The 14798-nt window shown below is 69.1% G+C and carries 14 protein-coding genes; 5 read left to right on the forward strand and 9 right to left on the reverse strand.

What is annotated here, in order from left to right; all coding sequences use genetic code 11:
• Positions 1–10: 10 nt before the first annotated feature.
• Both TR33_RS25200 and TR33_RS27530 read right to left on the reverse strand, forming a co-directional pair.
• Complete coding sequence (locus TR33_RS25200; RefSeq protein ID WP_017536308.1) at positions 11–862, reverse strand: helix-turn-helix domain-containing protein; 852 nt, start codon at positions 860–862, stop codon at positions 11–13.
• An 18-nt stretch (positions 863–880) separates the two neighbouring features.
• Entirely contained in the window at positions 881–994 is a 114-nt protein-coding gene (locus TR33_RS27530) for a DUF6879 family protein (protein WP_354895742.1), read from the reverse strand.
• 476 nt (positions 995–1470) lie between these two features.
• On the opposite strand from TR33_RS27530, the gene TR33_RS25205 reads away from it, so the two are divergent.
• Entirely contained in the window at positions 1471–2466 is a 996-nt protein-coding gene (locus TR33_RS25205; protein ID WP_017536307.1) for an NADP-dependent oxidoreductase, read from the forward strand.
• 345 nt (positions 2467–2811) lie between these two features.
• Positions 2812–3477: a RhiA family protein gene (locus TR33_RS25210; protein ID WP_017536306.1), complete on the forward strand. Its 666-nt coding sequence runs from the start codon at positions 2812–2814 to the stop codon at positions 3475–3477.
• 238 nt (positions 3478–3715) lie between these two features.
• Here the strand turns inward: TR33_RS25210 and TR33_RS25215 are convergent, their stop codons facing one another.
• On the reverse strand, positions 3716–4939 hold the full coding sequence (locus TR33_RS25215) for an MFS transporter (RefSeq protein WP_017536305.1): 1224 nt from the start codon (positions 4937–4939) through the stop codon (positions 3716–3718).
• A gap of 81 nt (positions 4940–5020) precedes the next feature.
• Positions 5021–5827: an alpha/beta hydrolase gene (locus TR33_RS25220; protein ID WP_042285944.1), complete on the reverse strand. Its 807-nt coding sequence runs from the start codon at positions 5825–5827 to the stop codon at positions 5021–5023.
• 62 nt (positions 5828–5889) lie between these two features.
• On the opposite strand from TR33_RS25220, the gene TR33_RS25225 reads away from it, so the two are divergent.
• On the forward strand, positions 5890–6498 hold the full coding sequence (locus tag TR33_RS25225) for a TetR/AcrR family transcriptional regulator (protein WP_017536303.1): 609 nt from the start codon (positions 5890–5892) through the stop codon (positions 6496–6498).
• Between the two features lie 222 nt (positions 6499–6720).
• Here the strand turns inward: TR33_RS25225 and TR33_RS25230 are convergent, their stop codons facing one another.
• Complete coding sequence (locus TR33_RS25230; RefSeq protein ID WP_042285946.1) at positions 6721–8757, reverse strand: tetratricopeptide repeat protein; 2037 nt, start codon at positions 8755–8757, stop codon at positions 6721–6723.
• A gap of 278 nt (positions 8758–9035) precedes the next feature.
• Between TR33_RS25230 and TR33_RS25235 the strand changes: the two genes are divergently transcribed.
• Positions 9036–9521, forward strand: a complete 486-nt coding sequence (locus tag TR33_RS25235; RefSeq protein WP_159068824.1) for a hypothetical protein — start codon at positions 9036–9038, stop codon at positions 9519–9521.
• Positions 9522–9547: 26 nt separating this feature from the next.
• Here TR33_RS25235 and TR33_RS25240 read toward each other — a convergent pair whose 3' ends face one another.
• Together TR33_RS25240 and TR33_RS25245 are read right to left on the reverse strand one after the other, a co-directional pair.
• On the reverse strand, positions 9548–9934 hold the full coding sequence (locus tag TR33_RS25240; protein WP_042285950.1) for a hypothetical protein: 387 nt from the start codon (positions 9932–9934) through the stop codon (positions 9548–9550).
• A gap of 208 nt (positions 9935–10142) precedes the next feature.
• Complete coding sequence (locus TR33_RS25245; protein WP_042285952.1) at positions 10143–11237, reverse strand: SDR family oxidoreductase; 1095 nt, start codon at positions 11235–11237, stop codon at positions 10143–10145.
• A 205-nt stretch (positions 11238–11442) separates the two neighbouring features.
• Here TR33_RS25245 and TR33_RS25250 point away from each other — a divergent pair, with 205 nt between their 5' ends.
• On the forward strand, positions 11443–12354 hold the full coding sequence (locus tag TR33_RS25250) for a helix-turn-helix domain-containing protein (protein ID WP_042285969.1): 912 nt from the start codon (positions 11443–11445) through the stop codon (positions 12352–12354).
• A gap of 98 nt (positions 12355–12452) precedes the next feature.
• Here the strand turns inward: TR33_RS25250 and fxlM are convergent, their stop codons facing one another.
• Together fxlM and TR33_RS25260 are read right to left on the reverse strand one after the other, a co-directional pair.
• Positions 12453–13646 (reverse strand): methyltransferase, FxLD system, encoded by a 1194-nt coding sequence (gene fxlM, locus TR33_RS25255; protein WP_042285954.1) that lies wholly within the window; start codon positions 13644–13646, stop codon positions 12453–12455.
• Between the two features lie 159 nt (positions 13647–13805).
• Positions 13806–14516 carry a hypothetical protein gene (locus TR33_RS25260; RefSeq protein ID WP_042285955.1) on the reverse strand — a complete coding sequence of 237 codons (711 nt, stop codon included), beginning with the start codon at positions 14514–14516 and terminating at the stop codon, positions 13806–13808.
• Between the last annotated feature and the right edge of the window lie 282 nt (positions 14517–14798).

A 14798-nucleotide genomic window follows, 5' to 3' on the forward strand; every position in this document is an offset into this window, starting at 1 on the left:
GATGGCTTTGTCAGTGTGGCTCCAGCGCTCGCCGCGCGGCGTTGATGACGTTATGAGCGTCGGTCCCGTAGACCGCCGACTCCTCCAATGTCCGCCAGACCTTCGAGTACAGGGCGATGTTCTCGTCGTCGTCGAGCCACAGCTCGGCGTGCCAGTCCTCGGCGACGACGAGGCGCTCGTCGAGGATCCAGAAGCCGTTCGCCGGCACGATCTTCACCGGGGCGGTGAACGGGACGATCCCCAACTCGACGGTGTCCATCCCGATCACCCCGGAGAGCCGATCGAGCTGGGCGGCCAGCACGGCCGGCGGGCAGATGAGCGACCGGAGCGCGGCCTCCCACAGGAGCACTCGCATCTTCCGCCCCGGCTGATACAGCCACTCCTGCCGCCGTGTCCTCGAACGCACGGCGGCGTCGATGTCCGCGGCCCCGCCCAGCAAGTGGGCGTAGCGGGTGATGACGTGGCGGGCGTATTCGGGGGTCTGGAGCAGGCCCGCGACGACCGACTCCTCCCAGACCCTCATGACCGCGCTGCGGTCGATCTCGGTGCTCAGCGACTGGTGCAGGGGCGCGAATCCACCGGCCAGGGCTCTGCGCCACGACCTGATGTGGGACTCGAACCCGGCCAGGCGACCGGCGAGTTCCTCGTAGGTCTCGGGGTGGCCGGTCGCCTCGGCCCACGCCCGCAGGTCCTCGGGCGTGGCCGTCTGCCTGCCGTTCTCGATCTTGCTCACCTTGGAGCCGGGCCAACCCAGGAGCGCCGCCAACCGTCGACCGGTGAGTCGGCCGTGCGGGCAGGTGAACCTCAGCTCGCGCAACCGTGCGCCCAGGGCGGCCCTGGCCTGCTGGTAGTCGGTGCTCAATGGACCCCCGGTCTCATGTCATCCGGTCGCGTCGAACTCGTCGTAGGGCACCGCGTGGTGCATCGCCGCGTCCCGGATCATGGCATAGCGCACGACCGCGGCCGGCTCGGTGATCAGCTCGATGCCCGTGATTCAGGCCCCGGTCGACGAGCGCTTCCTTCAAGGATGGTCGTCGTTCTCCGCTCGGCGCCAGAGGGATGAGGAAGGCCAGGAGCAAATACCGGAAATTCTCCGGGTTCACTGAGCAAAGTCGAGAAACAGCACGGTGGGGCCAGGGCGACCGTTCACTCCATCCCCACGTGCGTGGGCTCAGGGGGAAATGACCTGCGGAAACAGAGGCCGTTATCTTCCCGCAGCCTTCGGTTGGAAGCAGCCTCCGCTCACCGCCCGTCCCTACCACACTCCCCGAAACGAGCCGGACGTGGGCGCGGGCACACCCCCGCCCCGAGAAGCCGCCCTCATACTCCTGCCCCCACCGGTCCATCTCACGAACACCACTCTTCCCGCCTTCCCCTCTTCCAACGAGAGCACCCCTGGTTGCGGCGGCTGGCCCCGGATTGACAGGCTGGAAGCCACGAATCACCGAAGCCAGGGAACCGGAGATCACGATGGACAGCACCACCGAGCGCACGGACGACGGACAGGCCACGATGCGGGCCGTCCGGCAGGAGGAGCTCGGCGGGACCGACGTCCTGCGGATCGCCGAGATCCCGCGCCCGAAGCCCGGCATCAGCGAGATCCTCGTGCGCGTGCACGCCGCGAGCGTGAACCCCACGGACTGGAAGCATCGCGCCACCGGCCGGTTCCTCGGCGAACCCCCGTTCGTTCTGGGCTGGGACCTCTCCGGCGTCGTGGAGGAGGTCGGGCTCGGGGTGACCCTGTTCAAGCCCGGGGACGCGGTCTTCGGCATGCTCCCCTACCCCGACGGCGCCGGCGCCCACGCCGAGTACGTGGTCGGCCCCACCCGGGCCTTCGCGCGCAAGCCCGACGAGGTCGACCACGTGCAGGCCGGCGCGATGCCGCTGGCTGCGCTGACGGCCTGGCAGTCGCTCGTGGACACCGCCCGTCTCTCGAGCGACGACCGGGTGCTGGTCCACGCCGCGGCGGGCGGTGTCGGACACTTCGCGGTGCAGATCGCGAAGGCGCGCGGTGCGTACGTCATCGGTACCGCGAGCACGCCCAAGCACGACCTGGTGCGCGACCTGGGCGCGGACGAGGTCATCGACTACCGGGAGGTCGACTTCGCCGAGGCGGTCAAGGATGTCGACGTGGTCCTGGACACCATCGGCGGCGACTACCAGCTGCGTTCCCTGCGTACCTTGAAGCCTGGCGGTGTCCTCGTCTCCACCATCCCCGTCGCCGCCGAGGGGCTGCGTGAGGAGGCGGAGCGGCTGGGTGTGCGCGCCGAGATCATCCTCGTCGAGTCCGACCACGCCGGTATGCGGTCCATCGGTGCCCTCGTCAGGTCCGGGCGGCTGCGGGCGACCATCGCCGGAACCTTCCCGCTCGCCGAGGCGGCACGCGCCCACGAGGCCGGGGAGACCGGGCACACGACGGGCAAGCTGGTGCTCGTCGTCCGGGGCGAGGAGTCCGCCTCGGGCTGAGCCCGAAGCGACGAAGACGGGAGCCCACGACTCGCGAAGTCGTGGGCTCCCGTGATCCGGGTATGCGCGATGAGCGCCTGAGCGGCCTGCTGACGGAGCCTCGGGGTTCAAGGCGCGAAGAATGCCGTGCCGCACGGGTCCTTTCCGGTCCCCCGACGCTCGGCCCCACCTTGCTCGGACGCGGCCTCGCCTTCGGTCGTGACGCGAGGCCTCCGAACGACCACGGGCATACGCCTGTCGTTCAGCGCCCAGAGCGTCACCCGGTGTGACCATGGCATGAGTCGCGCGGCGCGTGGTCGCGAGGAGCCTTCGCGCGCGAAGGGATCCGGACAGGACGGAGTGACCATGACGGACACGTACACCCTCACCCTGTACAACCGGTCGACGGCCCCCCGGTGGACGTTCGCCGTCTACACCGTCGTCCCGGTGTCGAGTTCGGACCGGATCGCCCCCGTCGCCTGGCTCACGAAAACCGTGGACTCGGGCGACAGCGTCACGTTCGAGTGGACTCTGGACCACCGGCTCGTGTTCGCGGCCCAAGGGATCGAGGCGGGTGCCGAGTGGACGGAGGCCGCATCCATGCCGGTCGCCGCCGGAACCCACGACAACGCGGCGAGGCTCGGCTACCAGAGCGGCGGCCACATGTTCACCCTGGAGCCCGCCGAGGCACGTCCGACCACGCCCGGAAGGCTCTACGTCGACACGGACCCGAACGTCCCGGAGTACGGTCCGATCGGCGGGCCCACCGTGGGGTTGGCCCTTTCCGGCGGCGAGCGGAACCGACCGTCGACCTTCGCTCCGGCGATCGTGGGCACCAGCGGCCCCGAGCTGAGCCACGCCTTCGATCTGGATCCGACCTACTACATCGACGCCGGAACCATCCGGCAGGGAACCCTGGTCGACTTCGACGCGGTGACCGGCTTCCAGAAGGTGGAGTTCGGGCCGGGGCGGTTCTCCTCCGAGTGGACCCTGGACGCGTCCGACACCTGGGTACCCGGACCGCCGGCCTAGGTGCCCGTCCTCATCACTCTGGTGTACGTGTCCCTGGCCTGGCGCAAGCGCTTCGCACCCGCGTTGCGGTGGGCGGCGGCCTTGGGCCAGTGGGGGCCGGGAGGACTTCGCTCTCGCTCCGCCCGATCCGCCGCCCCGGCCGGGCCGACGCGACCGATGTCCTCGACGGGCCGGAACGCACACCCGACGCCCAGCGCACTCGGTTCTCGGAGGAGGCGGACGAGGTGGCCAGGAGGGATCACCCCTTCCGTGGCAGAAGAAACCCGGCCAGGGCCATCACCACCGCGGCGACCAAGAGCGCCGTCCGAGCGTCCAGCAGAGCGGCCACCACTCCCCCGAGCAGAATGAACAGCGGCTGCGAGACCGTGGTCGCGAACGCCCAGAGGGTGGCCACCCGGGACATCAGGGCGTCCGGGGTCTCCAGCTGCCGATACCCGGCCATCGCCGAGTTGGCCGCGGCGGAGAACAGTAGGAGCAGGCCGAACCCCAGCCCGCACATCAACAGCCCTACAGGCCCGGGAAGCGCGAAGGGGATGAGGAAGTACCAAGGGCCGCGCAGCAGGGAGGCCCACCGCAGCGTGCGCAACGCACCCAGTCTGCGGACCAGTGAGGGCACGAGGCGAGCCCCCACCAACCCGCCGATCGAGGGCACCCCCATGAGGAGTCCGTACTCGAACGTACTGAACCCCAGGTCACGCATGTAGAAGACGGCGGTGAGCGGGGCCGCCATCGAGGAGGCCCCGGCGAACAGGATCCAACCGAACAGGATCGGCCGCAGGGTGGGATGGCCCCGGACGAATCCGAGGCCGGCGAAGAGCTCCGCGCGACGCGAAGTGCGCCCTCCCCCGACGGGGCGCTCTGGTGGAGGGGGCTCGGGCTCGCGGATGGTCCGTACGGCCAAGGCCCCGAAGAGATAGCCCACGGTGGTGGCCACGAGCGCGCCGACCGCCGACAGCGCGGCGATCAGAGCGCCGGCGAGCGCGGGCCCGAGAGAGATGCTCAGCCAACGGGTCGATTCCAGACGACTGTTGGCGTCGATGAGGCCGGCGGGTGAGACCAGGGACTTCAGATGCGCCTGTGAGGCCCCGGTGAAGGCGATGGCGCAGACGGCGTTGACCGCCGCGACCGCGCACAGGTGGGCATAGGTGAGGGCGCCGAGGGCATGGGCGATGGGAAGACTCGCCAGGGTGACGGCTCGGATGAGGTCGCCACCGATCATGACCGGGCGTTTGCGCGTGTATTCGACGAGGTGGCCTACGTGGAAGGCGACCAGCACGGTGGTCAGCGCGGTGATCCCGGCCAAGAGGGAGACCTGCCAGGCGCTGACGTCCAGCACGACGACGGCGATGACGGGTAGGGCCACCATGCCGATGGCGGATCCGAATTGACCCACCACCGAACCGGCCCAGAGGCGGCGGAAGTCCCGGTGTCCACCGACACCGTCGATACGGGGGGAAGGCATTCGATCGAGACTACTCCCCGCCGGTGAGGCGTGGTCGTCTTCCGGGCGCGGACACCGTTACGTCCTCTGCCCATGATCGCGTTACCGGCTCATGAGCGCCCGCCCGAGGAACCGGATCGCCTCCAATGTGCGCCGCTCGGCGGCGGGGCCGACGTGGCCGGCGCCCTCGACGAGTCGGAACGTGTGCTCGATGTCCAGCTCGGTCAGCACCCCGTGGAGGTACGCGGCCCCTTCGTGCAGAAGGAACTCGTCGGCGGCCCCGCAGTCGATCAGCACTGACAGGCCCGAGCTTCTGATGAGCTCGACCCGGGTCCGGGCACGGCCGTGGACCGAGTTCCGGGCATAGGTCCGGGCGTCGCCGCCCGGGGCCATCGCCCGGTGCAGCTCCCCGAGCACGGAAGGGATGTTCCGCGCGGGAACGTCGGCCGGGGATTCGCCGGGGAACACCGCGGGTGAGAGGGCCGCGACCGCAGTGAACCGCTCGGGGTCGGCGAAGGCCTGCTTGAGCGCACCGTAGCCGCCCATCGACGCTCCCAGGAGCGCCACCCGATCGAAGGTTCCGAAGGTCTCCTCGAGGTACGCGGGCAGCTCGGTACCGACCATCGCCTCCCAGGCAGGCCCGTCCTCCTGGTCGAGGTAGAAGCCGCCCTGGGTCGGGGTGCTCGGGCAGGCGACGACGGCGCGCGGGAACTCTTCGGCGTCGAACGCCTCTCGATACAGGGGCAGGGCGAGTTCCAGCGAGGCCGAGGACGACATGGCCCCGTGGAAGTGGAGGACCAACGGCAGCCGCTCCCCCTCCCGGTGATCGTCGGGGAGGAGCAGCCGGTATTCGACCTCGGCCTCGACCGCGTGCGAGGTGAAGGTGTGGGAGGAGAGGCGCAGGGGCATGGTCGTCGGTCTTTCTGTGGCGGGACCATCGATATAAGTTCCATGATGGTAAACTTTCCATCATGGTAAATATCGGCCTGAGGGAGCGCAAGCGCCGCGAGACCAGGCAGCGCATCTCCGACCGCGCGACCCGACTCTTCGAACGCGACGGCTTCGAGACCGTCACCCTCGCCCAGATCGCCGAGGCCTCGGACGTATCGATCAAGACGGTCACCAACTACTTCACCGCCAAGGAGGACCTGTTCTTCGACGCGGAACCCGCCGTCCTCGACGCGCTGATCACGACCGTCGAGGCCTGCGACGGGCCCGCGGCGGCCACCGAGGCACTACGCCCACTCGTCCTCGACGGCCCCCTGCTCGCCGACCCTCGCCGCTGGACCGACATAGGGCCGGAGGATTGGGAGGGGATGCGCCGCTGGAGCCGCTGTGAACGGGACTCCCCCACGTTGACCGCCGGGCGCTCGGCGATCCTCCATTCGTGGATCGCCCCGCTTTCGGAGGCCGGAGGTTCACGGTCCTGGGCCGGGTTGCTGGTCGGGGCGCTCCTGCTGCGGCACGACCTCTTTCACGAGGGGATTCTGCAAAGGGAGGGGCCCGAGGAGATCGAACACGCCATCCGCGGGGAGGTGGGGCAGGCGCTCGACGCACTCGTGACGGTCGATACCGGCTGAAGGGACTCCTGGATCCTTGAGCGGGAGGCCCTCAGAAAGAACGGCGGGCAGGCCTTGGACATCCTCGAGCGGTCGGAAACGGACCGGACAAGGATCGATACGCCGAGGGGTCTCCCTGGGCGTCCCCTCGGGCGGCCCTCCCTCGTGGTTTAGAAAAGCACCCTTCCCGCCCATGGTGGTCCTCACCCGATGAGGAGCCGGGTCACCCCCGCGGGCCTTCCGCTACCAGGCCTCGGCCTCTCTCCCTCGGCCGGCTTCGCCCAACAGGACGGCGAGGTTGTGCGCCGCACCGGGATGACCCGCGTCAGCGGCCTGTCGGAACCAGGACACCGCTTCCTCCACTCGGCCGGCGTCGTTCAACAGGACCCCGAGGTTGGACATCGCGCCGGGGTCGCCCTCGGCGGCGGCGCGCCGATACCACTCCTCGGCTCCCTTCGACCGTCCTTCCCTGTGCATCAGGAGCCCGAGGTTGAACACCGCTTCGGTGTCACCTCCATCGACGGCCCGCCGATACCAGGCCTCCGCCTCCCCGATACGACCCGCCTCCTCCAACATGAGACCGAGGTTGTTCATCGCCTTGACCTCGCCTTCTTCGGCGGCCCACCGAAACCAGGCCTCGGCTCCCCCATCCCGCCCCAGCCCTTTCAGCAGGAGTCCGAGGTTGAACATCGCATCGCTTCGGCCTTTCTCAGCCGCCCTCCGATACCAGGATTCCGCCTCCCGGAACCGACCCGACCTGGACAGCAGGATCGCCAGGTTGCCCATCGCGTCGATCTCATCCACGTCGGCGGCCCGCCGGTACCAGGACTCGGCCTCCTCGAGCCGACCCACCTCTTGCAGCAGAAGCCCGAAGTTGAACATCGCACCGGCCAGCCCCCCTTCAGCGGCCCGGCGGTACCAAGGCTCCGCTTCCTCGAGCCGGCCCGATCTGTAGAGCAGGATCCCGAAGGCGTGCATCGCGTTGATCTCGCCCTTGCCCGCCGCCAGTCGAAGCCAGGCCTCCGCTTCCCCGACTCGGCCCACCTCCTCCAGTAGGAGCCCGAGGTCGACCATCGCAGCGTTGTAGCCCTGCTCGGCCAACGGGGTCCAGGCGGCTTCGGCGACGTCGTACAGGTCGACGCTGTGGGCCGTGAGGCCGACGTCGAGCCGCTCTTGTCCGGTGGTGGTCTCCAGGGCGGTGCGCCACACGGCTTCGGGCAGAGGACCCTGGTGGGTGAGGTAGTCGAAGGCCCGCCAGCGACGGCCCTCATGATCGGCGGGCACCAACAACCCGGCCATGCCACTACGTGGACAGGTGGCCCACTCCCAGGCCTGATCGCCCTCCTCTGGCAGAGGCGGAGGGGCCGGTAGATAGGCGACGTGTACGGCCTGGATCTGCTCGCGGGTCAACGGACTCGACACACCTGCCTCGGCCAGACCCACGGCGGCGGCCACCAGCGCGTAACCGCGGGCATGGCCGCCGTCGGGGCCTCCGTTCCAGGCCTGCTGGAGAAGAGGGCCCGCCGCCAACTGCTCGGCCACTCCGAACCGCTCGTCGTCGGCGGCCTGCACCAAACGCTCATCACCACTGGCCCGTGCCCGATCGCGCTCTTGTGGATTCCACCGGCGTTCGACGACGACCGGTGGGGTCTTGAGCACCGCGTACCCCACACCTTCCGCGGTGAAGGCACGGTCGGTGGGGCTCGGACGCAGTGCCTCCAGGTGGTTGCGGCGGATGGTGGCGGCCACGACCGCACCGGCCAGACCGAGCTCGGCGACCAGTGTCGGGGTCAGCCCCGAGGAACCCAGATGACGTTCCAGGTCGTCCAGCCAGACCACCCACCCCTGGGGTGCGCTCTCGGCCCGTTCTCCGAGCCAGGCCGGGAGTGCCCGTAGACCGGCGCCCTCTGGCGGAGCCACCAGCATCCGGTCGGGAAGCGTGCGTCCCAACGCTTCGACCATGGCCCGGGTCTTACCCGCTGTCGAGGCTCCGGTCACCAACACCAGACCACCGCGTGGCGCTTCCGAGACCGCGGCCAGGCGCCGGTCGATCTCCTCGTCCACATCCCGGGCCACGTAGGGAGGAAGACCCTCACCCCCGTCTCCGGGCAGGGCGTTGTGGACGCCCAACTCGCCCACATCGCACCGATGGACGGGCAGGGCCGTATCCACCCATCCGGGCACCGAAGCGTCGGTCCGGGGGTGCACGGTGATCGGCCCATTGATGTCACGGGCCTGGATCGAGACCCCGTGGTTGTCGCGCGTACGGTTGTCGACCACCGCTACCACCGGCCCCGGAACCGAAGGGGCGCGAGGAGACCGGGCCACGCCGGAAACGTGCCCGGTACCGTCGGCGTCAAGGGGGAGATCGTGCGTGCCCACGCCCGTGTTCGTCGCATACGACGATTCTGCCCCTTTCCCATAACGTTCACGGCCGGCCACGAACGACGTCGTGATCGCCATGGCCCCAGAACCTTCGAAGGCTCCCCGGCACTCGGGGAGTGCGTGTTCAATGAGGTGACCGGATTCCCGTCGCCCCTCCCACGAAAGCGAGATAAGTGAATCCCCAGTTGGTCCGGATCGAGGCCCGTCTTTGGGACTGGCCCGCCCTGCACACCCTGACCGGCGACGCGTCCTTTGTTCCCGACAGCATGATCGAGCTCGTCTCGCAGGCCTCCGAAGACGACGCGATGAACCACTACTGGGATATCGAGAACTCGGTCTTCGTCCAGGGGCGGCTCTTCGAAGCGGCCGAGGCCACGGTCTCACTGGCGATGGCCGCCCTGGCCTGCGATCCCCCGTCACACGTGAAGCCGGTCCTCTTCGAGGTGATCTTCCAGATCGTTTCCGGTGTCGCTCATGAGGATGTGCTGGAAAGGGGCGACCTCGATCTGGAGGGAAGGTGCAAGGGCATCGTCGAAAGAGGGGCCTGGATCCTTGAGTGGGAGGCCCTCAGGAAGAGCGGCGGGCAGGCTCTGGACATCCTGGAACGGTTGGGAACGGACCGGGCGAGGATCGACGCGTTGAGGGGCCTCGGCAGGTGACCGTTCGGGCGGCCCGCCCAGATGCCTCAGGCGGGGTCGCCGACGATGACGGACTTCGCCCGCTCCAGCGCGGAGCCCGATCCGACCACTCCGCCGGCGGCGACCACCAGGTACTCGCCTTCGAAGGCGTCGCTGGGCACGCCGCCCTCCCGAGCGGGGTCGCACGGGACTCCGATGAGGTGGACGACGGTGTCCGTGGCGTTGTGGAACCTGGAGACCCTCTCCGGTGCGGAGCGGACCTCCTCGGGAACGGCCGCGCAGCCGAGTTCCGGGGTCTCGACGACGACCTCGGATCCCCCTTCCACGGTCCAGGCGAGAGCGCCCTCGGTGGCGGCGTGCGCTGGAGCGATGGTGGAGGCCACGAGGGCACAGGCGGCCAGCGGCACGGCGATGGCGGTGGGAACGGGAACCACGGCTCATCCCTTTCTGTGGGCATCTGACATCACACGGTTCTCAGTGTGTGCGCCGACCACCATCGATGTGCTCTCGACACACCGCGAAACGCCCTGGTCAGGGTGGTTCGACGAGGTCGGGAGCATCGATCGCCCACCGACACGCCCCGTCCAAGAAAACCGGCCGGGGCGCCCTGGAGGAGAGCGCCCCGGCCGGTCTCGAAGACGATCAGGCCCGGCGAGGCCGCGTGGGCACCAGGCCCTCCGCCTCGTAACGGTCGAACAGGTCGAGGAAGGCCCGTTCGGTACCGACATAGGTATCGAACCCGGCCAGCCGACTCTTGGTCATGTCGGCGACGACCTCGACCTCCACGCCGAGGTCGCTGTCGGTGTGCCAGAACGACGCCACCCGGTCGAGCCGGCGCTCCTTGAGCCCGTACCGGTCGGCGATCTCCTCCCAGAGCCCTTCCTTTCCGGCCATCTGCGCGACCAGTGGACGGGGCTCGGAGGTGGGGCCCTCCCAGTCGACACCGAGAGCGTCGGCCAGGCGCGGCCACAGCCGGCGCCAGCGGAAGATCTCGCCGTTGGTCACGTTCCACGCCTCATCACCGATGCCGGGGGTGGTCGACGCCCAGATCATCTGTTCGGCGACCACCCGCGAATCGGAGACGTCCGTGAGGTGGTTCCAGACGAGTTCGGTGCCGGGGAAGATCAGCGGGGTACCGGTCTCGCGGGCGATCGCCCCCTGCACGGCGAGCGTGAGCGCGAAGTTCATCGCGTTGCCGACGGCGTACCCCGTGACGGTGTGCGCACGATGGACGCTCCAGGTGAAGCCATCGCGTTCGGCGGCCGCGAACAGCTCGTCCTCCTGCGCGTAGTAGAAGTTCGGCACGTCCAGCCGTGCGGATTCCTCTCTGAAGGGGGTCTCGCTCATCTCGCCGGTGCCGAAGGCCTCGAACGGGCCCATGTAGTGCTTCAACCCGGTCATGAGCGCGGCGTGACGCACCGTTCCGGCCGGGGCGAGCGCTTCGAAGAGGTTGCGCGTCATGGCCCTGTTGACGCGGATGTTCTCGGCCTCGTTCTCCTGCCTCGACCAGGCGGTGAAGAAGACGTGGGTCGGCCGAACGTCCTTCAGGGCCGGGGCGAGGCTCTGAGCGTCCCGTAGGTCGCCGAGGATCGGGCGCACCCTCGGCGGAAACTCGTGGGCCGAGCGCGACAGGCCGTGCACGTCCCAGTCGTCGCGGATCGCGAGCCTGCGCGCGATCTCCGAGCCGACGATGCCGTTGACACCGACGATGAGCGCGGTGGAGCGGTGGTCGTTCATGGGTCCTTCCTCAGCGGATCGAGTGGGCCGCGACGATCGGCGGCCGGGCGACGCCGCGCACATAGAGGTGATGCCGGTCGTGTCGCCGACGGCCAGTCTCATGCGCGTTCGCCGTGGCGACCAGACACCCCTTGATCGTGTGATCGCCGTGCGTACCACCGACAGGGTCAGGCTGAACGTGGAGGATCCACGTACCCTGGCTCGTATGAGTGGTTCGTCCCGCCCGCGCGGTTCAGGTGGATTGGGCGGCTTTCTGAAGTCGCGTCGCGACGCCCTGAGCCCGGCCGAGGCCGGTGTCGAGTACCGGGGCGGACGTCGGCGGGTACCCGGCCTGCGCCGTGAAGAGGTCGCCCACCTGGCGGGGGTCTCCGTCGCCTACTACGTTCGCCTCGAACAGGGCCAGGCCCACAACGCCTCGGACGAGGTCCTTCTCGCGATCGCACGCGCGCTGCGCCTATCGCGGACGGAGACCGAGCATCTGCTCGATCTGGCCAGGCCCTCCCCGGTGAAGGCCGCTCCGCGCACACTCCCCGAGCATCCGGACCCGCGCTCCCTGACGATGCTGGAATCGCTCGGGAACCGGCCGGCCGTACTCCTGGGCCGGCGCAACGACGCGCTCGCCTGGACACCGACCGGGCACGCGCTCCTGGCCCCGCACCTGCCCTTCGACACCGACGATCCGCACACCCGCCCCTCGCTGCCGCGTCTGCTCTTCCTCGACCCGCGGGTGCGGGAGACCTACGCCGATTGGGAGGCGGAGGCCCGCACCTATGTCGCCTATCTGCGGCTGATCAGCGGCAAGTACCCCGATGACACCCGCCTGGCCGAACTCGTCGGCGAGCTGTGCATGAAGGACGCCGACTTCGCCGCGATGTGGGCGTCCGGCCGGGTCAAGGCGTGCACCCAGGGGACCAAGCGCCTGCGGCACCCGCTCGTGGGCGCGCTGACGGTCCACTTCCAGGTCTGGCTCCAGGCCGATACCCCGGACCATCGCTTGGAGGTCTACTTCCCCGCCGACGAGCCTTCCACCGATGCCCTGGCCCTGTTGGACACCCTCGTCCACGAGGGGCGGACAGGCCGTGCGCGGCGCGAGGCGGAAGTGGGCTTCTTCGAGTAGGGCCCCTCCTCGAGCGTTCCGGCGGTGGGTGGCCGACGCTCTCCGCCGGAGGGAACCCGCGGGCCGGGGCGTTCTCCTCCAGAGCACCCCGGCCGGCCTCAATCCCAGGTCACGTCGAGACTCGTCCGGCCCTCGCCGTCCAGGCGCACTTCGAAGCCGACCTTCGCGGTGCGCTCCCACCCCCGGATCAGGTCCGCCATCCGCTCCGCGAGCCTTCGCCCGGCCTCTCCGTGGCCGACCACCCCGAACTCCCACTCCCCTCGCGGATCAGCGGTGAGGGCCCGGGCGGTGAGGTAGGCCAGCCCCCGCTCATCGACGGGTACCGAGGCCATGTCCCCCCACGGAAGGCCGGGGGCGACCAGGCCTGAGACGATCGCGGCGCGCTCGACCAACATGCGGGAGACGGAGTTGTCGAGTAGCAGCGCCAGCCGGAGCCACACCTTGTCCCGGGGCTCCATCCCACCGATGGTGACGCCGGTCCACACCAGGGACGAGGGCTCGTCCAGTACGCCGCGCACCTGCTCGTCGGTGACGCGCTGCTCCCGGTTGACCTGAAGGGTGACCCTGTCATCACCGGTGATGGACCGGTAGGCACGGGTGTCCTCCTCCACGGAGTCCCGCAACGGGATGAACGTGGCCGGTCGGGCGTCGACACTCGCCCACTTCTCACCGTCGCGTTCGAACACGATGCTGTACGAGACGTCTCCGGCGACCCGGACCGGGGCGATGAGCCGACCTTCGGGAGCGAGCTGCCTCAGCCACGCCGCGGGGATCCGGTGCGAGCCGACCGTGGCGATGATCCTGTCGTAGGGTGCCCCGGCCTCGTATCCGAGAGCGCCGTCCCCGAGTACGACCTCCACGTCGGTCGCGCCGGTCTCGGCGAGACGGGCGGCCGCGTCGTCGGTGAGGTCCCGGTCCACGTCGATGGTGACCACCCGGCCGTGCTCCCCCACTATGCGCCCGAGCAAAGCGGCGTTGTATCCGGTACCGGCACCCACTTCGAGGACGCGCGCCCCGGGCTCGATCCGGGCCTGCTCCAGCATCGACGCGACGACGCCGGGCATCGAAGCGCAGCTCAGCGACCTGCCACTCTCGTCGTCCTTGATGGAGACGATCGTGTCGGAGTAGGCCTCCTCCAGACTCGCGTGGGGCAGGAAGGCGTGCCGGGGCACGTTCCGGAAGGCCTCCTCCACGGCCGCGTCGGTGATGGTCCCCTCGGCGCAGAGGCGATCGGCCAGTGTGTGGCGCGCGTGGGCGATCGTGTCCTCGGTCAGGGTGCTCGTGTCGGTCATCAGGGTCTCTCCAGCCATGGTGGACGGGAATGTGGGGTTGCGATGGGCGGTGGTCCCATCGGTCGAAGGGAAGGCTCGGGTCGGAAGCGGGCCCCGGGTGAGCGGGGCACCCCGGCTCCGCGGATTTTCGGCCGGCCTCCGGCAGCCACCGAAGAGGGATCAATCGGCGAGAAGACTCTTCACGTGGTCTCTGATCGGCTCTCGAAGATCGTCGTGGAATCCGTTCTCCACGGCGGTCAGGACATTCGCGGCGGCGAACACCTGTGCCAGTTCTCCGGATTCGCCCGAAAGAACGTCCGAGAAGAGATCACGCACACGGTCGGCGGTAGGGGGATGGGCGAGGCTGTAGATCAACAGATGCGCCGCGTCGGAACCGGCCGGGGCCAGGGAAAAGCCCTCCCAGTCGACGACCGTCAGCTTCGGGGCGAGAAGGTTCTGCCAGTGGAAGTCGTTGTGCTGCGGGATCCACTCGATCTCGGTGTCGGCGAACCTCTCCCCCGCCAGGGAGGAGACCCAACGACGTACCCTTCGCTCCGACTGCCCTGGCCCCGCCCAGCCGGCCTCGGAGATCCGGTCATGGGCTCGACGCAGGTCGTCCCACCACACCTCGTCCACCGACGGGTCCTCCCGGATCATGGGCTCAGGGGAGACGGGAGCGCCTTCCACGTAGGCGAAGACGTGCGCTCGCGCTCGGCGATCGACACCCTCGTCGACATCCGGCCTCGACCAGGTGAAGCTGCCCAGGACGTGGGGCATGGGCACGAGGAAGGACAGCTCTCGGGAGGCCTCCTCGATGGCCTCCGGACGCATCCACACCACGTGGTCGGCCACGGTGCCCACCCGTACCCACACACGGGTTCCGTCCGACATGCGCGCGGGACCGGTGACGGTGGCCGCCCGATATCCGATTCTGATCGGCCCGTCCGAATAAAACCCCAGCCTCCCCAACGCGTACCGAAAATCCCATTCCGTATACCGCACCCCGAACACCCTTCCCCCTCTTTCCGCGAGAAGCTACCACGGAGCCGACGGAAGAACCGGGGAACGAGAAATCAGCGAGCGCTTTCCGAATATCGGGGAATCGGAATGGAGACTTCTCCCGTCTTTTCTGTTTCGGTTTCGGTTGAGTGCCTTCGCCGACTTCCCGACCTA

Origin of the sequence: Nocardiopsis alba (assembly GCF_000710955.1) — a bacterium.
Taxonomy (GTDB): domain Bacteria; phylum Actinomycetota; class Actinomycetes; order Streptosporangiales; family Streptosporangiaceae; genus Nocardiopsis; species Nocardiopsis alba.